General features: G+C 64.1%; 17 protein-coding genes. 4 read left to right on the top strand and 13 right to left on the bottom strand.

Going from position 1 to position 18,846, the window contains the following annotated elements:
* Nucleotides 1–160 precede the first annotated feature (160 nt).
* The 3 genes from HU752_RS06770 to lptF all read left to right on the top strand — a co-directional run bounded on the left by HU752_RS06770 (nt 161) and on the right by lptF (nt 2,056).
* Nucleotides 161–505, top strand: a complete 345-nt coding sequence (locus HU752_RS06770) for a pilin assembly protein (RefSeq protein ID WP_186680851.1) — start codon at nt 161–163, stop codon at nt 503–505.
* A gap of 284 nt (nt 506–789) precedes the next feature.
* Nucleotides 790–1,215, top strand: a complete 426-nt coding sequence (locus HU752_RS06765) for a DUF4398 domain-containing protein (protein WP_186680853.1) — start codon at nt 790–792, stop codon at nt 1,213–1,215.
* 49 nt (nt 1,216–1,264) lie between these two features.
* Nucleotides 1,265–2,056, top strand: a complete 792-nt coding sequence (lptF, locus tag HU752_RS06760; protein ID WP_186680855.1) for a lipotoxin F family OmpA-related lipoprotein LptF — start codon at nt 1,265–1,267, stop codon at nt 2,054–2,056.
* A 78-nt stretch (nt 2,057–2,134) separates the two neighbouring features.
* Here lptF and HU752_RS06755 read toward each other — a convergent pair whose 3' ends face one another.
* The 13 genes from HU752_RS06755 to HU752_RS06695 all read right to left on the bottom strand — a co-directional run bounded on the left by HU752_RS06755 (nt 2,135) and on the right by HU752_RS06695 (nt 16,949).
* The gene (locus HU752_RS06755) at nt 2,135–2,461 is read right to left on the bottom strand and encodes a PA3694 family proteiin (RefSeq protein WP_186680857.1); all 327 of its coding nucleotides are present in this window, start codon (nt 2,459–2,461) and stop codon (nt 2,135–2,137) included.
* Entirely contained in the window at nt 2,458–3,369 is a 912-nt protein-coding gene (locus HU752_RS06750; protein ID WP_186680859.1) for an alpha/beta hydrolase, read from the bottom strand. The genes HU752_RS06755 and HU752_RS06750 overlap by 4 nt, the downstream gene beginning before the upstream one ends.
* 154 nt (nt 3,370–3,523) lie before the next feature.
* Entirely contained in the window at nt 3,524–4,801 is a 1,278-nt protein-coding gene (locus HU752_RS06745) for a flavohemoglobin expression-modulating QEGLA motif protein (RefSeq protein WP_186680861.1), read from the bottom strand.
* A 46-nt stretch (nt 4,802–4,847) separates the two neighbouring features.
* A complete protein-coding gene (locus tag HU752_RS06740; RefSeq protein ID WP_186680863.1) occupies nt 4,848–5,564 on the bottom strand; it encodes a TetR/AcrR family transcriptional regulator in 717 nt (238 codons plus the stop codon).
* Between the two features lie 93 nt (nt 5,565–5,657).
* A complete protein-coding gene (gene lysS / locus HU752_RS06735) occupies nt 5,658–7,160 on the bottom strand; it encodes a lysine--tRNA ligase (RefSeq protein ID WP_186680865.1) in 1,503 nt (500 codons plus the stop codon).
* Nucleotides 7,161–7,242: 82 nt separating this feature from the next.
* A protein-coding gene (gene prfB / locus HU752_RS06730) for a peptide chain release factor 2 (protein ID WP_186680866.1) occupies nt 7,243–8,338 on the bottom strand; the annotation gives its coding sequence in 2 pieces (ribosomal slippage) (nt 7,243–8,265 and nt 8,267–8,338; 1,095 coding nt in all).
* Between the two features lie 120 nt (nt 8,339–8,458).
* Nucleotides 8,459–9,469: a response regulator gene (locus HU752_RS06725; protein WP_186680868.1), complete on the bottom strand. Its 1,011-nt coding sequence runs from the start codon at nt 9,467–9,469 to the stop codon at nt 8,459–8,461.
* Nucleotides 9,470–9,520: 51 nt separating this feature from the next.
* Nucleotides 9,521–10,531, bottom strand: a complete 1,011-nt coding sequence (locus tag HU752_RS06720) for a chemotaxis response regulator protein-glutamate methylesterase (protein ID WP_186680870.1) — start codon at nt 10,529–10,531, stop codon at nt 9,521–9,523.
* Nucleotides 10,528–12,834 carry a hybrid sensor histidine kinase/response regulator gene (locus tag HU752_RS06715; protein WP_186680871.1) on the bottom strand — a complete coding sequence of 769 codons (2,307 nt, stop codon included), beginning with the start codon at nt 12,832–12,834 and terminating at the stop codon, nt 10,528–10,530. The genes HU752_RS06720 and HU752_RS06715 overlap by 4 nt, the downstream gene beginning before the upstream one ends.
* Nucleotides 12,831–13,514: a chemotaxis protein CheW gene (locus HU752_RS06710; protein ID WP_186680873.1), complete on the bottom strand. Its 684-nt coding sequence runs from the start codon at nt 13,512–13,514 to the stop codon at nt 12,831–12,833. The genes HU752_RS06715 and HU752_RS06710 overlap by 4 nt, the downstream gene beginning before the upstream one ends.
* Nucleotides 13,511–14,812, bottom strand: coding sequence for a CheR family methyltransferase (locus HU752_RS06705; protein WP_186680875.1), 1,302 nt, complete (start codon nt 14,810–14,812; stop codon nt 13,511–13,513). The genes HU752_RS06710 and HU752_RS06705 overlap by 4 nt, the downstream gene beginning before the upstream one ends.
* The gene (locus HU752_RS06700) at nt 14,812–15,327 is read right to left on the bottom strand and encodes a chemotaxis protein CheW (protein ID WP_186680877.1); all 516 of its coding nucleotides are present in this window, start codon (nt 15,325–15,327) and stop codon (nt 14,812–14,814) included. The genes HU752_RS06705 and HU752_RS06700 overlap by 1 nt, the downstream gene beginning before the upstream one ends.
* On the bottom strand, nt 15,327–16,949 hold the full coding sequence (locus tag HU752_RS06695) for a methyl-accepting chemotaxis protein (protein WP_186680878.1): 1,623 nt from the start codon (nt 16,947–16,949) through the stop codon (nt 15,327–15,329). The genes HU752_RS06700 and HU752_RS06695 overlap by 1 nt, the downstream gene beginning before the upstream one ends.
* 235 nt (nt 16,950–17,184) lie before the next feature.
* On the opposite strand from HU752_RS06695, the gene HU752_RS06690 reads away from it, so the two are divergent.
* Nucleotides 17,185–18,846: a diguanylate cyclase domain-containing protein gene (locus HU752_RS06690; protein WP_186680880.1), complete on the top strand. Its 1,662-nt coding sequence runs from the start codon at nt 17,185–17,187 to the stop codon at nt 18,844–18,846.

The raw sequence follows: 18,846 nt of genomic DNA, 5'->3' as shown, positions 1-18,846 counted from the left end.
AGCGATCACGACAAACGGAAAATTCCCAGTCGAACCTCACCGCCAACAGCTAGTCTGATGAGTGAGCAGCCCCCACCCGGGACTGATGGCCGGCCCGGCGCAGCCGCCAGCACGGTCACTCCTCCATCCCCGCCACCAGCGGGCGCCAATCGAGGTCGTTATGAAAATCCGTGAGCTGGCCCAGTACTGGGAAGAGAATGCCAAGGGTCGCCTGACCGACACCGGCTACGCCGTTCATCTGGACATGGAGGCCGCTGCCCGCCTTGCCGCAATCACCGAGATGTACCCCAAGCGCAGCCCCGAGGAGTTGCTCGGTGAACTGATCGGCGCCGCCCTGGAGGAACTCGAGGCGAGTTTCCCCTATGTCCAGGGCCAGCATGTGGTCGCCACCGACGAGGAAGGTGATCCGCTGTACGAAGACGTCGGGGCGACCCCGCGGTTCCTCACGCTGTCACGTCGCCATCTGCATAACCTGTCCTCCGGGACCGACGGATCCAAGCACTGACACACCCCCATCCTTTTCCTGCAAGCCGCGTTATTCCTGGCTCCCAGCTGAGCCGGGAATACCGCTGCGCCACGCAGAAGTTCAGTTTTTCGGCATTGACCGATCAGTCAGCATTTTTTTTGGGCGATTAGCCATCTCTGCTGAACTATTCAAAAAAGCCTCGGGTCACAGCCAGTAGCCATCACCGGAACAGCTGCTGTGATTCATGCCCGGCCAACACCGCGGGACCTGCGCTGAACCCTTCTGGACCGTGATGGGGATTGATGTTTTTCAGGAGCTATCCAATGGAGTTGAAGACCATGAAAACCAGCACAGTCACATCCTCGTTCCACCACCTGCGCGGGCTGAAACTGGCCGCCCTGGCACTGGGGACCAGCTTCATCCTGGCCGGCTGTGCCGGCAATCCGCCCAGCGAGCAATATGCGGTGACCCAGTCTGCCGTCAACAGCGCGGTCAGCGCCGGTGGCACCGAGTACGCTGCCGTGGAAATGAAATCGGCCCAGGACAAGCTCAAGCAGGCCGAACTGGCCATGCATGACAAGAAGTACGACGACGCCCGTCGCCTGGCCGAACAGGCCGAATGGGATGCCCGCGTCGCCGAACGCAAGGCCCAGGCCGCCAAGGCCGAGCTTGCCGTGAAGGATGCCCAGAAAGGCGTTCAGGAACTGCGTCAGGAGAGCCAGCGCCCCATCGTGCAGCCGGCGCAATAAGCCCTCCCGCAGCCTGAAGTTTCAACGGACAGAATAAAGGACGAACATTATGCGCAATCAACTGATGATCCCCGCCCTCCTGGCTCTGAGTGTCGGCCTGGCCGCCTGCTCCACGCCGCCCAACGCCAACCTGGAACAGGCTCGTACCAACTTCTCCGGCCTGCAGGCCAACCCGCAGGCGAGCAAGGTGGCAGCCCTGGAAACCAAGGACGCCAGCGACTACCTGGACAAGGCGGACAAGGCCTACCAGAACCGCGAGGATGAAAAGACCGTCGACCAGTTGGCCTACCTGACCAACCAGCGCGTCGAAGTCGCCAAGCAGACCATTGCCCTGCGCACTGCCGAAGCCAACCTGAAGAACGCCGCCGCGCAACGGGCCCAGGCCCGCCTGGACGCCCGCGATGCGCAGATCAAGCAGTTGCAGGACAGCCTCAACGCCAAGCAGACCGACCGCGGCACCCTGGTGACCTTCGGCGACGTGCTGTTCGCCACCAACAAGGCCGACCTCAAGTCCAACGGCCTGGTCAACGTCAACAAGCTGGCGCAGTTCCTCCAGCAGAACCCGGACCGCAAGGTGATCGTCGAGGGCTACACCGACAGCACCGGCACCGCCGCCTACAACCAGAGCCTGTCCGAACGCCGTGCGGCTTCGGTCCAGGTGGCCCTGATCAAGATGGGCGTCGACCCGACCCGCATCGTCACCCAGGGCTATGGCAAGGAGTATCCGGTCGCGGATAACGGCAGCGTCTCCGGCCGGGCGATGAACCGTCGCGTGGAAGTGACCATCTCCAACGACAACCAGCCCGTCGCGCCACGCTCCTCGGTCAGCAGCAACTACTGATCGTTCGCAGCGCCAATGAAAAGCCCCGCCTGATCCGATCAGGCGGGGCTTTTTCACATTCATGCGCCAACCGGCAGCTTACTGCTCCAGCTTGGGCGTCTCCTGGCCCATGCAGCGCACCGCCTGCTTCTTGTCGTTGACCAGCACGCCGGTCAAGCCCTTCTGCTCGGTGTCGAACAGCACCAGCACGCCATCGATGCACTGCGCCACCTGGTTGGCCGGTGTCAGCGAGACCTTGTAGTCCTCCCCCGGGATGGTCTTGAGCATGGTGAACTGGTTGAGCTCCAACGCATCCTCCGGCTTGGCGAAATGCAGGTAGCCGTAGTACCACAGGCAGCCCACGGTGCCGATGATGCTGCAGATACCGGTGATGATCAGGGGAATGGCGTTGCGTTCTTCGGTCATTGCGGGCTCTCTGGGTCAACAGTCGAATTCGGGGCAGCGGGATAATTGGGGATCTCGCCCAGACGGCGCAGGCCGTCGAAATGTTGCGGGTCCTCGAGGTAGCGCAGCATCACCTGGCGCCAGGTCGGATCGGCGAAGGTCTGCACATGCCCGCCGCGGGTCAGTTGTAGCACTCTGGGTGGCGGCGCGGCCTGATACAGGACAATACCGTTGTTCATCGGCACCAATGGATCGTCGATGCTCTGGAAGATCAGCTTGGGCACGCCGGCCAGTTGCGGCATGGCATGGATCGCGCTGTCGCCATCCGGCACCAGCCAGGACAGTGGCACCTGGAACGGCCAGGTCAGCCAGGAACTGCCCAGGGCGAATCGCCCCACCGCACGATAGCTGGCAGGCACGCCATCGAGCACCAGTGCCTTGAGACGCGGCTGGTAGCCGGGGTGCTCGACCAGGTAATGCACCGCCATCGCCCCGCCCAGGCTCTGGCCCAGCAGCACCAGCGGCTTGCCCTGGACTTCCGGCGCTCGCTCCAGCCACTGGAAAGCCGCCTCGATGTCCTGGTAGACCGCCGGCAGGCTCGGCTCGCCCTCGGACACGCCATAGCCGCGGTAGTCGACCAGCAGCACCTGGTAGCCCTGCTCCGGCAACCACCAGCTGCCGCCCAGGTGCATGGACAGGTTGCCGCCATTGCCGTGCAGGTGCAGCACCGTGCCCTTGACCGGCACTCCGGCCTTGGCCGGCAGCCACCAGGCGCGCAGGCGGGTGCCGTCGGCGGTGGTCAGGGTGACGTCGCGGTAGGCCAGGTGCGCCTTGTCCGGGGTGAACGGCAGGCCGGGTTCAGGGTAGAACAGCAGCGAGCTGCAGCCATTGAGGGCCAGGAGCAGGCAAAGGATGCCGAGGGTTCTCATCCGGTTGAAACCTCACGGAATTCAGTGGCCACGACACCGCCGGTGCAGGAGCGAGGCTTGCCCGCGAAAGCGTCAGTCAAGTCGCCCCATGTCTCCAGGGACGACCTCTTCGCGGGCAAGCCCTGCTCCTACAGGGACGGCGTAAAGTCATGGATCAGAGGATATTGGAGTAGTCCGCCTCGATCCGGTCCAGGCTCAGGTGATTGAGGAAGTTGCTGAAGCACATCCAGGCCGACAGCGCGTTCATGTCGCGGAACTGCTCCGGCAGGTATTTCGGCGGTGCCACCAGGCCCTCGTCCACCAACTGGCGCAGGGTGCGCATGTCTTCCAGGGTGGTCTTGCCGCAGAACAGCAGCGGCACCTGTTCCAGCTTGCCCTTGCGCACGGCCAGCTGGATGTAGTTGTAGACCATGATGAACCCCTTCAGGTACGACAGGTCCTTGGTGAACGGCAGCCCATTCGGCACCGAACCGCGGAACACCCGGCTGGCGTTGCCATAGCTCTCGGCCATTTCGAAGCCCTGCTCGCGGAAGAACTCGAACACCTGGAGGAAGTCCGCGCCCTGCTCGACCATGTCGATGGCGCGAGTGCGGTTGGTCAGCTTGCGCAGGCGACTCGGATAGGACGCGAAGGTGATGATTTCCATCAGGATCGCCAGGCCTTCCTGGGTCACCGTCGACGAGGGCGGGCCCTTGGACAGGAAGGTGCAAATCGGCTGGTTCAGGCCATTGAGCGTGGTACCGACGTGCACCAGCCCCTCGTGCACCTCCAGCGCCCGCACATCCCGCGAGTTGAACAGCGCATCGGCGCGGATCTTGATGTAGTCGGCTCCCGCCGCCGCATCGGCGACGATACCGTCGGACTCGAACACCCGGATGGTTTCCTCGGCCTCGCCGAACACCTTGTTCAGCCGCCGCTGCAGCATGTCGACGGCATCCTTGGCCGTCAGGGTCTTGGGTTCGTCCTTGAGGTCGCCACGACCGTCGATATTGTTCAGGTAGTCGGACAGCATCAGGCCGAGGTCGGCCAGGGTCGGGTCACCGGCGTGGAAGGCGTCGGAAGCAGCGCCGTAGAGCTCCTGGGAGATCAGTCCGAAATCCGGGGTACCACGCGCTTCGAGCATGCGCACCACCATGCGGTACTCCTTGCACATGCGCCGCATGATCTGCCCGACCGGGCTGAACTGGCCGAGCTGACGGGTGATATCGCGCTCGATGTTCTGCAGTTCGAGCTTGACCGCGCCGGAGTCGAACGACAGTGGCCGCGACGTGTAGTAGTCACGATCCACCGCCGGCATTTCCTTGCCCTTGGCCTTGAGAAAGCCCTTGCGGATGTTCTCGTCCCACTTCACCGCATCGAGCACGCGAATCGGTGTCTGCGCCAGCACAATGCGGTCGGACAGGCTGCGTATCGTCTGCTGGTACTCGTCCAAGAAAAACTCCTGATCGTTGCTGCGGTGAATGGCCGCGCCCACTAGCTTAGACGGAGGCCAGCACCAGGTGCATGTAACGGGTGAGAATCCCGAGTCGATCCTGCTCGCTCTCGGGCTCAGCCTCGTCAAGAAGGCCCTGATATTCCATCCGTCCGATAATCGCCGTCAACACTTTGGCATCCTGCTCCGGCTGCCTGGAGCCCAGCACCTGGAAGAACTGGCAGGAGCCACGCAGGAGAATCTGCTGGTGCGCGCGCACCAGCTGCGCCAGGCGCGGGTTGAGCAGCGCCTCCTGGCGAAACGCCTGCTCGGCCATCAGGTACTCGCGCCGGTTGTGCAACTGACGCTGGACATAGTCGGCGGTCAACCGGGCGATTTCATCGGCCAGTTGCGCCCGCGAGGCCGGGCTGCCATCACCGTAGGCGACCATCTCGCGCAGCAGGCCTTCGTTGTTCTCCCACAGCTTGGCCATGTAGGCCGCGCTGCGTTCGACGTATTGGGCAAAGGTATCGGTCAGCAGGTCATCGATATCCTTGAAATAGTAGGTGGTGGCCGACAACGGCACACCCGCCTCGGCAGCCACCGCACGGTGGCGCACGCCGCGGACGCCGTCACGCACGACGATCCGCATGGCTGCATTGAGAATGTCCTGTCGCCGTTGCTCACTGCCCTGTCGGCTGGCCTTGCGTCCCTGGTACTGAACGCTTTCAGCCAACGCGCTGGCTACACCAGCAGCCCCTTCTTGAGCCATTGCACGGTCCACTACAGGTATTCCTCTCTTGTAATAATCTGAAACATCAGTACCAACAGCCCATAAAAAAGCCGCCTTGCGAGGGCGGCTTTTTCAACGACGATCTTATGCTTGCGGCCGCATGTGCGGGAACAGGATGACGTCGCGGATCGACGGCGCGTTGGTCAGCAGCATCACCAGGCGGTCGATACCGATCCCTTCACCCGCCGTCGGCGGCATGCCGTACTCCAGGGCGCGGACGAAGTCGGCGTCGTAGTGCATGGCTTCGTCATCACCGGCATCCTTCTCCGCCACCTGGGCCTTGAAGCGCTCGGCCTGATCCTCGGCGTCGTTGAGCTCCGAGTAGGCGTTGGCGATTTCGCGGCCACCGATGAACAGCTCGAAGCGGTCGGTGACGTTCGGGTTCTTGTCGTTGCGACGAGCCAGCGGCGAGACTTCGAACGGGTACTCGGTAATGAAGTGCGGCTGCTCCAGCTTGTGCTCGACCAGTTCTTCGAAAATCATCACCTGCAGCTTGCCCAGGCCTTCGTGGCCGAGCACCTTGGCGCCAGCCTTCCTGGCGATTTCGCGGGCCTTGTCGACGTCCAGCAGGTCGGCTTCGGTCAGTTCCGGGTTGTACTTGAGGATCGAGTCGAACACCGACAGGCGCGCGAACGGCTCGCCGAAGTGGAACACCTTGTCGCCGTACGGCACGTCGGTGCTGCCCAGAACGGCCTGGGCCAGTTCACGGAACAGTTCTTCGGTCAGATCCATGTTGTCTTCGTAATCGGCGTAGGCCTGGTAGAACTCGAGCATGGTGAACTCGGGGTTGTGCCGGGTCGAAACACCTTCGTTACGGAAGTTGCGGTTGATCTCGAACACCCGCTCGAAGCCACCGACCACCAGGCGCTTGAGGTACAGCTCGGGCGCGATGCGCAGGTACATGCCCATGTCCAGCGCGTTGTGGTGGGTTTCGAACGGCTTGGCCGCGGCACCGCCCGGAATGGTCTGCAGCATCGGCGTTTCCACTTCCATGAAGTCGCGCTTCATCATGAAGCTGCGGATGTGGGCGATGACTTGCGAGCGCACGCGGAAGGTCTGGCGGGTTTCCTCGTTGACGATCAGGTCGACGTAGCGCTGGCGATAGCGCTGCTCGGTGTCGGTCAGGCCGTGGTGCTTGTCCGGCAGCGGGCGCAGCGACTTGGTCAGCAGGCGCACGTCGGTCATTTCGACGTACAGGTCGCCCTTGCCGGAACGGGCCAGGGTGCCCTCGGCGCTGATAATGTCACCCAGGTCCCAGGTCTTCACCGCCGCCAGGGTCTCTTCCGAGAGGGTCTTGCGGTTGACGTAGACCTGGATGCGCCCGGACATGTCCTGGATCACCATGAACGAGCCACGGTTGAGCATGATGCGACCGGCAACCTTGACCGGGATCGCCGCCTCTGCCAGCTCTTCCTTGGTCTTGTCGGCGTACTGTTTCTGCAGGTCTTCACAGTAGGCGTCGCGACGGAAGTCGTTGGGGAAGGCATTGCCCTTGGTGCGCTCGGCGGCAAGCTTTTCCTTGCGCAGGGCGATCAGGGTGTTTTCTTCCTGTTGCAGGGCTTGCGGGTCGAGTTGTTGGTCGCTCATGTCTTTAAATTTTCCATCACAGGTTCGTTGCCCCCGGCCTGCGGCCGGGGATCGCCAGCAAGCCGGCTCCCACAGTAGCGTCTTACAGCCCCTGCTTGAGGCTGGCTACCAGGTATTCATCGATGTCGCCGTCCAGCACCTTGTCGCAGTCGCTGCGTTCGATGTTGGTCCGCAGGTCCTTGATCCGCGAGGCATCAAGCACGTAGGAACGGATCTGGTGCCCCCAGCCGATATCCGACTTGGAGTCTTCCAGGGCCTGGGAAGCGGCGTTGCGCTTCTGTATTTCCTGCTCGTACAGGCGCGCCCGCAACATCTTCATCGCGGTGTCCTTGTTCGCGTGCTGGGAACGCTCGTTCTGGCAACTGACCACGGTGTTGGTCGGCACGTGGGTGATACGGACCGCCGAGTCGGTGGTGTTGACGTGCTGACCACCGGCACCGGAGGAGCGATAGGTATCGATCCGCAGGTCCGCCGGGTTGATGTCGATTTCGATGTTGTCATCGATTTCCGGCGAGACGAACACCGCGGAGAACGAGGTGTGGCGACGGTTGCCGGAGTCGAACGGGCTCTTGCGCACCAGGCGGTGCACGCCGATTTCGGTGCGCAGCCAGCCAAAGGCGTACTCGCCCTTGATATGCACGGTCGCGCCCTTGATCCCGGCGACTTCGCCGGCGGACAGCTCCATGATGGTCGCGTCGAAACCGCGCTTGTCGGCCCAGCGCAGGTACATGCGCAGCAGGATGTTGGCCCAGTCCTGGGCCTCGGTGCCCCCGGAACCGGCCTGGATGTCCAGGTAGGCGTGGTTCTGGTCCATCTCGCCGCTGAACATCCGGCGGAATTCCAGCTTCTCGAGGATTTCGCGCAAGCGCTCGACCTCGGCGGCGACATCGTCGACCGCACCCTGGTCTTCCTCGGCGGCAGCCATTTCCAGCAGGTCGCCGGCATCGCTCAGGCCGCTGGACATCTCGTCCAGGGTCTCGACGATCTGGGCCAGGGTGGCACGCTCGCGGCCCAGGTTCTGGGCGTACTCGGGGTTGCTCCAGACGCTTGGGTCTTCGAGCTCGCGGTTGACTTCGATCAGGCGCTCATGCTTTTGATCGTAGTCAAAGATACCCCCGAATAGTTTCGGAGCGCTCGGACAGGTCCTTGATACTGTTAAGGATCGGGTTGATTTCCATGGCGGGCAGCACTCGTCGGTGAACTTTTGAAAGCCGGCGAGTATAACGCAATTGTCACCGTCCCGGCAGCCCGCTTGGCGGGGCAAAGCCCGCCATCACGCCAATCCACCGCGGTCCGGCTCACTGCTGGCCGATACCCACCTGGTTGCGCCCGTTGTGCTTGGCCAGGTACAGCCCCTTGTCGGCGGCCAGGATCAGTTCCCGGCAGTGGCTGCCCTGCTGCGGGACCATGGTCGACAGGCCAATGCTGATGGTCAGCACCGAACCCTCGCTCGGCATCCGGTGCGGGATTTTCAGGCCTGCCACGCTCTGACGCAGTTTCTCCGCCACCAGCCGTGCACCACCGTGCGAGGTGTTGGGCAATACCAGCGAAAACTCCTCGCCACCGTAGCGCGCCGGCAGGTCCGAAGGCCGGCTGCTGGCCTCGCGAATCGCCCCGGCGACCTGGCGCAAGGCCTCGTCGCCCTCAAGGTGGCCGAAGCTGTCGTTATAGGACTTGAAGTAATCGACATCGATCATCAGCAGCGACAACTGCGTCTGCTCGCGCTGGGCCCGCCGCCATTCCAGCTCCAGGTACTCGTCGAAATGCCGGCGGTTGGACAGCCCGGTCAGGCCATCGGAGTTCATCAACCGCTGCAACACCAGGTTGGTGTCGAGCAACTGCTGCTGGCTCAGGCGCAAGGCGCGATAGGCGGCATCGCGCTGCAGCAGCATCATGTACGAGCGCGAGTGATAGCGGATCCGCGCCACCAGCTCGATGGAGTCCGGCAGCTTGACCAGGTAGTCGTTGGCCCCGGCGGCGAACGCCGCGCTCTTGATCAGCGGGTCTTCCTTGGTCGACAGCACGATGATCGGGATGTCCTTGGTCGCCGGGTGATTGCGGTATTCCCGCACCAGGGTCAGGCCATCCAGGCCCGGCATCACCAGGTCCTGCAGGATCACCGTCGGCTTGATCCGAATCGCATGGGCGATAGCCTGGTGGGGGTCGGCACAGAAATGAAAGTCGATGTTCGTTTCCGTGGCGAGTCCCCGGCGCACCGCCTCGCCGATCATGGCCTGGTCATCGACCAGCAGCACCATCGCGGCGTTTTCATCGGCGGGTTTGAACTCCTCCAGCTCTAAATCATTCATGCGTGGTCACCTGATTCACTGCATTCAAGCCATGCGTGCCGGTAATGAGGCTCATGTTGGAAATACCTCCAGCAAACGTGGCGCGATCCTGTTCAGTGAGCGAATCTCCACCGCGGCATCGATGGCGGCTGCCGCCTTGGGCATCCCGTATACCGCGCTGCTGTCCTGATCCTGGGCGATCGTCAGATAGCCTCGCTCACGCATCAACTTCAATCCCTGGGCGCCATCGCGCCCCATGCCGGTGAGCAGTACCCCCACCGCGTCACCCTGCCAATAGTTGGCGACACTTTCAAAGAACACATCGATCGATGGACGATAGATTTCATTCACCGGTTCGGCGGTGTAGGTCAGCGTACCGTTCTGCAGCAGGCGGATATGGTGGTTGGTCCCCGCCAGCAGCACCGTGCCGTTCTGCGGCGGCTCGCCGTCACGGGCCAGGCGTACCGGCAAGCCGCAGGAGCTGCCCAGCCATTCGGCCATGCCGGCGGCGAACACCTGGTCCACATGCTGGACCAGCACGATCGCTGCGGGGAAATTCGCCGGCAGCCCCTTGAGCAGGCTTTCCAGGGCCGCCGGACCGCCCGCCGAAGAACCGATGGCCACCAGCTTCTGGCGGTTTCCGCCATTTTCACTTGGGCCCGAAACACTGCGGACACGGCTGCCACGCTGGCCGATCAGCCAACTGATGTTGAGGATCTTGCGCAGCAGCGGAGCGGCGGCCTCACGGGGATTCCCCCCGCCAATGGCCGGCGTATCGACCACATCCAGCGCGCCATGGCCCATGGCCTCGAATACCCGGTGCACGTTCTGCTGGCGGTCGACGGTGACGATGACGATCGCACAGGGCGACTCGGCCATGATCCGTCGCGTGGCCTCCACGCCATCCATGACCGGCATGATCAGGTCCATCAGGATCAGGTCCGGCGTGTTCTCGGCGCACTGCTTCACCGCGTCGGCGCCGTTGTTCGCCACCCAGATCACCTGGTGCGCCGGCTCGAGCGCCAGGGCACGACGCAAGGCCTCGACGGCCATCGGCATGTCGTTGACGATCGCAATCTTCATCCCTGGGCGCCTCCTATCAGTTCCATTACCGCATCGAGCAGGGCGTCGTCATGAAAACTGGCCTTGGCCAGATAATAGTCGGCGCCGGCATCCAGTCCACGTCGACGGTCTTCCTCGCGATCCTTGTAGGACACCACCATGACCGGCAGGGACTGCAGGCGGCTGTCGCGACGCAACAGGGTGACCAGCTCGATACCGTCCATGCGCGGCATGTCGATATCGGTGATCAGCAGGTCGAAATCCTCGGCGCGCAGGACGTTCCAGCCATCCATGCCGTCCACCGCGACCGACACATCGTAGCCACGGTTGACCAGCAGCTTGCGTTCCAGCTCGCGTACCGTCAGCGAGTCGTCGACCACCAGCACGCGCTTGCGCGCCACTTCACTGGCCTGGCGATTGCGCCGGTCGATACGTTCCAGGCGACCGGTATTGAGCAGTTTGTCCACCGAGCGCAGCATGTCCTCGACATCGACGATCAGCGCCACCGAACCATCGTCGAGCAGCGCCCCGGCGGAAATGTCCTGGACCTTGCCCAGGCGTGGGTCGAGCGGCAGCACCACCAGGGTCCGCTCGCCGATGAAACGTTCGACCGCCAGCCCGTAGACCGCATCCCGTTCGCGGATCACCACGACCTTGAGGGTATCGCCCACACTCTCGCTGGCCGGCCGTTGCAACAACTGGCTGGCCGCAACCAGGCCGGCATGGCGGCCTTCGTGCCAGAAATGCTGGCGACCTTCCAACTGCACGATGTCTTGCGTCGGCAGGTCGAGCATCCGCTCGATATGCGCCAGCGGGAAGGCATAGGCCTCACCGCCGACCTCGACCACCAGGCTGCGCACCACCGACAGGGTCAGCGGCACTTCCAGGTGGAAACGACTGCCCTGCCCGGCCACCTGCTCCAGCACGACCGCGCCGTGCAGTTGCCGGACCATGTGCTGCACCGCATCCAGCCCGACACCGCGCCCGGACACTTCGGTGACCTTGTCACGCAGGCTGAAACCGGGCAGGAACAGGAAAGTCAGCAGTTCCTCCTCACTGAGTTGCGCGGCGGTTTCGGCCGGCGACAACTTGCGCTCGACGATACTGCGGCGCAGGCGCTCGAGGTCGACACCCCCGCCATCGTCCTGCAGTTGCAGCACCAGCAACCCGGCCTGGTGCGAGGCACGCAGGCGGATCAGCCCCTCGGCGGGCTTGCCGGCCAATACACGCTGCTCCGGGCTCTCGATACCGTGATCGACCGCATTGCGCAGCAGGTGGGTCAGCGGTGCCTCGAGTTTCTCCAGGACATCGCGGTCGACCTGGGTCTTCTCGCCCTCGATTTCCAGGCGCACCTGCTTGCCCAGGCTGCGACCGAGGTCACGGACCATCCGCGCCTGCCCACCCAGGACATCGGCGAAAGGCCGCATGCGACAGGCCAGGGCCGTGTCATAGAGGACCTGGGCCCGCTGGCCGGCCTGCCAGCCGAATTCATCAAGCTCGGCAATCTGAGCGGTCAGCATCTGCTGCGACTCGGCCAACTGGCGCCGGGCGTCAGCCAGGGCTTGCTCGGCCTCCAGACTCAGGCCCAGGTGTTTCAACTGGTCGCCCAGGCTGTCCAGCGCGCGCTGGCTGTTGCCCTGCAGGCGCCTCAGGCGTTGCAGGCCGGCCAGGTAGGGCTTGAGCCGCTGGGTTTCCACCAGGGACTTGCTCGACAGATCGAGCAGGCTGTTAAGGCGTTCGGCCGTGACCCGCAACACCCGCTCGCCGCCTTCGCCGGTGCTGCGTTTACCCGGCTGCACCGCAGGTTCGGGCTCGACCGCAGCCGCAACCGGTTCGGGCATGGGCTCGGCAGCCACAACAGGCAGGCTCGGCGCCGGTTCCACGGTCGACGCGGGCGGTGACGCGGGCGGGGCGACACGCGCACTCAGGGCCGAAGGATCGAGCAGCGTTTTCATCAACAGCAGATAGGCTTCGACATCCACCGGCCCAACGTTGGCGCTGCCCGGCGTGGCAATGCGCATGAGCATGTCGGTGCCCTGCAGCAAGGCGTCGATATGCTCGGGTTGCAGGAACAGCCGGCCCTCCTGGGCGCTGACCAGGCAATCCTCCATCACGTGCGCCACGCTCACCCCGGCATCGACGCCAACGATGCGCGCCGCGCCCTTGAGCGAGTGGGCCGCGCGCATGCAGGCCTCGAGTTGGTCGGCCTGGGTCGGGTTGCGCTCCAGCGCCAGCAGGCCGGCACTGAGCACCTGGGTCTGGGCCTCGGCCTCCAGGCTGAACAGCTCGAGCAACGACGAGTCGCGCATTTGATCGGGGGTCATGTCAGGCTCCGTGTCACGGCCGACAGCAATTGCTCTTCATCCAGCCAGCGCAGGCTGCGCCCCCTGAACGACAGCACGCCCCGGGTGTACTTGGCGCTGGCCTGCGGGCCTGCGGCGGACGCGCCATCGAGCAGGCGCTGGTCGATCGCGTGAATACCATCCACCTCGTCCACCGGCACCACCACCGGGCCGCCCTGGGCGGCAATGATCAGCATGCGTGGCATGACCCGTGCACCGGCGGTGCCGGTGAGCGTGGCATCCAGCCCCAGCAGCTCCACCAGCGACAGGCAGGCCACCAGCGCGCCACGCACGTTGGCCACGCCCAGCAGTGCTCGCGAGCGCTGGTGCGGCAATGAATGAATCGCACGCAATGGAGCGATCTCCACCAGGCAACGGGTCGCCAGGCCCAGCCACTCCTCGCCCAGACGGAACATCAGCAGGGAGCGGGTGGCGATCTCCTCGCCCTCCTGTGCCACCACCTGCTCACGACTTTCCTGGCGCAAGGTATAGCGGTCCAGCAGGCGGGTGGCGGCGGCGGAGTACACCGCGCAGTTGCGGCAGTGGATATGGTCCGCCAGCAACGGACAGGACTTGTCACCGTGAATACCGATACGGTTCCAGCAGTCGTCGATGGCCTCGGCATCTTCATGGGTCAGGTTCAAGGCTGTCAGGCCGCTCATCGTTTACGCTCACTGTCAGCCGCGCGCCCACTGCGGGCCGCGCGGTCCTGCAATCGTCGGGCACCCGCCAGATCCCCCTGGGCGGCCAGCAGGGCCGCCAGTTGCGCCAGCGCTTCAGGGTGCTGCGGCTCCAGGTACAACGCCTTGCGATAGAAACCCTGGGCCTCCTGCACGCTGCCGGCCACGTCGCTCAGCAGGCCAAGCCAGTAGAACACCTGGGCCACCGGTTCGTATTGGCGCAGGAAACTGTCACAGGCCTGGCGGGCCTCGCTGCTGCGCCCCTCGTTGGCCAGTTCGGCAATGCGCGCCAACAGGCTTGCGGCATCGCCGGACGGTGCAACCGGCCTGGCGGTAGGCGCCGGCGGCGGCGCGGGTGCCAGCACCGGACGCTGTGGCGCCCTCGGCGCGGCTACCGGGCTCGGCGGGGCGCGAACCGGCAGCGGTGGCGGCACGAAGGGCGAGGTAAACACGGCGGCGGTGGCCGCGGCCGCCTCCACCTCGTCCGGCGAGTGGCGACGAAAGGCGAACGACTGCGGTATACCAATGGAACGCATGCCCATCCGCCCCAGCAGGTTACCCTCGGCCGGGCCGATGAACAGCACACCGTCGACATGGGTCAGGCGCTTGAGAATCTCGAAGACCTGCTGCTGGGTCGGCAGGTCGAAATAGATCAGCAGGTTGCGGCAGAACACGAAGTCATAGACCTCGCCGCCCAGCAACCCGGGTTCCAGCAGATTGCCGGTGCGCAGTCGCACCTGCTCGCGCACCCGTTCGTTGACCTGGTGTCCCTCGTCGAGTGCCGTGAAATGCCGCTCGCGAAAGCCGATGTCCTCGCCGCGGAACGAGTTCTTGCCATAGATTGCACGCCGGGCCCGCTCGACCGACGCCGGGCTGACGTCCAGGCCATCGACCTTGAACTGGTGCGGTTCCAGGCCCGCATCCAGCAGGGCCATGGCAATCGAATAGGGTTCCTCGCCAGTGGAGCACGGCAGGCTGAGAACCTTCAGCGCGCGCATCCCGCGCAGTTGCTCCTGGCGCTCACGGGCCAGGCGGGCCAGGGTCGCGAACGACTCGGGATAACGGAAGAACCAGGTCTCCGGGACGACCACCGCCTCGATCAGCGCCTGCTGCTCGTCGGCCGAACCCTGCAGCCGGGACCAGTACTGGTCGGACGTTTCCATCTGCAACTGAGTGCAGCGCTGGCGTATGGCGCGCTGGATGATCAGCGGGCCGACCGAGGTGACATCCAGGCCGATACGCTCCTTGAGAAAGTCGAAGAATCGCTGGTCGGCACTCATCACGGGGCCTCGGCGGCGTCGGGAAACAGCAGGGCGCGAATCTCCGGGCTGAGCAGGTCCTTGAGGCGGATGCGCTGCACCAGGCCCTGCGCATCTTCCAGCACCGGTCCCAGGTAGGGGGCCTGCCGATTGTCCAGGCCATAGGGCTGGAAGTCCTGCGGGTTGCAACGCAGGGTATCGGTGGCCTGCTCGAGAATCAGCCCAAGCCGATAGTCGGCCGCATCCGGCCCCGGCCGGTAGTGCACCAGCACCAGCCGGGTGCTGGTACGGGCCACGGCGGGCTGGCCGAAGGTCATGGCGCTGACGTCGATCACCGGCACCATCGCGCCGCGGTGGGCGAACACCCCGGCGACCCAGGCCGGCGCATGAGCGATGCCCTTGAGTTGCAGGCACGGCAGCACTTCGGCGATTTCCACGGCCTCCAGGGCGTAGCGCTCACTGCCAATGCGAAAGACCAGGAACAGGCTGTCCCGGGTCTGCGCGCTGGCAGCGCGCTTGGCCAGCAGCTCGCTCATCAGACTTTGAAACGCGAGACGCCGCTGCGCAGGCCGACCGCGACCTGGCTCAGCTCGTCGATGGCAAAACTGGCCTGGCGCAGCGACTCGACGGTCTGGCTGCTGGCATCCCCCAGTTGCACCAGTGCGAGGTTGATCTGCTCGGCACCGGTGGCCTGGGCCTGCATGCCTTCGTTGACCATCAGCACGCGCGGTGCCAGGGCCTGCACCTGGTGAATGATCTGCGACAGCTGCTCACCGACCTGCTGCACCTCGAACATGCCGCGGCGTACCTCCTCGGAGAACTTGTCCATGCCCATGACCCCGGCGGACACCGCCGATTGGATCTCGCGCACCATCTGTTCGATATCGTAGGTGGCGACAGCCGTCTGGTCGGCCAGGCGGCGCACCTCGGTGGCGACCACGGCGAAACCGCGACCGTACTCCCCAGCCTTCTCCGCCTCGATGGCGGCGTTGAGCGACAGCAGGTTGGTCTGGTCGGCGACCTTGACGATCGTCACCACCACCTGGTTGATGTTGCCGGCCTTCTCATTGAGGATCGCCAGCTTGGAGTTCACCAGTTCCGCAGCCCCCATCACCGAATGCATGGTGTCCTCCATCCGGGCCAGCCCCTGCTGACCGGAACCGGCGAGCACCGAGGCCTGGTCGGCGGCGGACGACACTTCGGTCATGGTGCGGACCAGGTCACGGGAGGTCGCGGCGATTTCCCGCGAGGTCGCACCGATCTCGGTGGTGGTGGCGGCGGTCTCGGTGGCCGTGGCCTGCTGCTGCTTGGAGGTGGCGGCAATCTCGGTGACCGAGGTGGTCACCTGCACCGCCGAACGCTGGGCCTGGGACACCAGCGCCGTCAGCTCGGTCATCATGTCGTTGAAGCCGGTTTCCACCGAGCCGAATTCGTCCTTGCGATCCAGGTTCAGCCGGTTGCTCATGTCGCCGGTGCGCATGATCTCGAGGATCTCGACGATCCGCTGCATCGGCGAGGTGATCACCCGCATCAGCAACCAGCCGCACAGGCCGGCGGCAAGCACGGCGAGTACCAGGGAAATGATCATGCTGACCTTCGCCGACGACACCGCGGCACTGATGGTATCGGTGGCCGTGTCAGCCACGCCCTTGTTCTGGACGATGATGTCGTTGAGTTCCTTGCGCCCGTTCATCCAGGCCGGTGTCACCTGCAACTTGAACTGGCGGATCGCTTCATCGTTCTGCTTGCGCTGGTAGAGGTCGAGCACCGTGGCCAGGGCCTTGGCGTAGCTTTCGTGCTCGTGCTTGAAAAGATCGAACTGCACCTGGTCTTCTTTGGTGTAGATAGTCTTCTGGTAGTTGTCGATCTGTTCGAGCAGGCGGCTGGAGAAGTTCTTGAACTGTTCCTGGTCCGCGGCACTGATCACGCCATCGGCATTGAAGCCCAGCAACTGCTGGGTCAGCACATAGCTCTCGACCCAGGAGCTACGGATCATGGTGCTGTAGTAGACGCCGGGAATGGCGTCGCTGCGCACGCTCTCCTCGCTGGACTCGATCGACAGCAACCGGGAATAAGCGACAACAACCATCAACAACATGATCGCGATGATGACGGCAAAACTCGCGAGTATCCGTTGGCGCAGAGTCCAGTTCTTCACAATCAGTCCTCGGGAAGCATTTCAAATGGAAGGCAGTATAGCCGAGGGTGTGCCATCATTTATGCACAGGCTACGACCGGGATTACAAATGCAGGGAATATAACTTACAGGAGATTTCTAATCCTGAGCGGCGATTTGCCGACATTCTCTACAAGCCCCACCTGTGTGGTTAAAAGCGAAGTGTTGCCGTTGATGACACCGATCACTGGATCATACCGATCATGGGAACTGCTTGATGCCCGTACTGCCGAGCCTGCGTAGTCGCCTTGCACTTGCCATCGCCCTGCTGGTGAGCGTGCTGAGCTGGCTGCTGGGTTCGTTCATCGGGCATGACTCCAGTGTGCGGATGCGCGGCGAGATCGGCCAGGACCTGGCAGAAGTCTCCTACCAGATGGCCGATCGGCTGGACCGGGCCATGGCCAGCCGCTTTCACCTGCTGAGTGTCATCAGCCAGCTCAAGGTCCTGCAGGAGGCTTCCGACCCGGCGCAGATTCGCCAGTTGCTCGACCACCTGCAAGAGCAATTCCCGGACATCGCCTGGCTCGGCCTGACCGATACCGCGGGCCTGGTCAGGGTCTCCACCGGGGGCATCCTGCAAGGCACCAGCATCAGTCAACGCCCGGTATTCAAGGAGGGACGCGAGCATGTCTTCATCGGCGATGTGCACGATGCCGTGCTGCTGTCCAAACTGCTGCCCAACCCCAGTGGCGAGACCCTCAAGTTCGTCGACATCAGCCTGCCGGTCTTCAATGGCGCCAGCGGCGATGACCGCAAGACGATCGGCGTGCTGGCCGCGCACCTCTCCTGGGCCTGGGCCGAAGACATGCGCCAGTCGCTGATGCAGCCCATGCAGGAACGACGCAGAATCGAATTCTTCGTCATCGCTGCCGACCACCGGGTACTGCTCGGTCCTCGGGAAACCATCGGCCAGGTGCTGCAACTGCCACAGCTTGAAGGGCTCGGCCAGCAGCCACGCTGGGCCGTCCAGCGCTGGCCGGATGGCAATGACTACCTGACCGGCCTGGCCCTGAGCCGCGGCTACGAAAACTACAAGGGCCTGGGCTGGACCGTGGTGACCCGCCAAAGCCTCGACGAAGCCTATGCTCCCGCCAAGGCGCTGCAACGGGACATCCTGGTCTGGGGTATCGCGCTGGCGGTGATCATCGCCTTCATCGGCTGGCTGCTGGCGACCTGGTTCACCCGGCCGCTGAAGGCCATCGCCAATGCGGCCGACCGCCTGAGCCTCGGCGAATCGATGGAGATTCCGGACATCCGCGGCACCCGGGAAATTGCCCAGTTGAGCCAGTCGATCCGCCATCTGGTGGACAGCCTGAGCAACCACCAGACCGCCCTGGGCGTGATGGAGAGCCTGGCGCACCATGACGCACTGACCGGCCTGCCCAACCGCGCGGCCCTGGAGAAGTACCTGCCACGGGCACAGCAACGCAGCCAATCGCAGAACAATTGTCTGGCACTGCTGTACCTGGACCTGGATGGCTTCAAGCCGATCAACGACCAGTTCGGTCACGCCGGTGGTGATGAACTGCTCAAGGAGGTGGCCCGCCGCCTGCGCACCTGCCTGCGCGAAGGGGACATGGTAGCCCGGCTCGGCGGCGATGAATTCCTCATGGTATTGCAGGTGCCGCGCAGCGATGCGCAGAACCAGGCCCGGGTCATCGCCAACCGGGTGCTTGCCAGCCTGTCGCACTCGATCATGCTGCACCAGGTACCGGCCCGCATCGGTTGCAGTATCGGCGGCGCGGTCTGGCCGCTCGATGATCCCGACCTCAGCGACGTGCTGGGATTGGCGGACAAGGCCCTGTACCGGGCCAAGCATGCCGGCAAGGGCCAGGCACACTTCCATCAGGCGCAGGATGCGCTGTCCGATTTTCGCTAG

Origin of the sequence: Pseudomonas vanderleydeniana (assembly GCF_014268755.2) — a bacterium.
GTDB classification, from domain to species: Bacteria; Pseudomonadota; Gammaproteobacteria; order Pseudomonadales; family Pseudomonadaceae; genus Aquipseudomonas; species Aquipseudomonas vanderleydeniana.
Note: the sequence above shows the minus strand (reverse complement) of the source record. Positions and strands in the feature narration are given on the sequence as shown.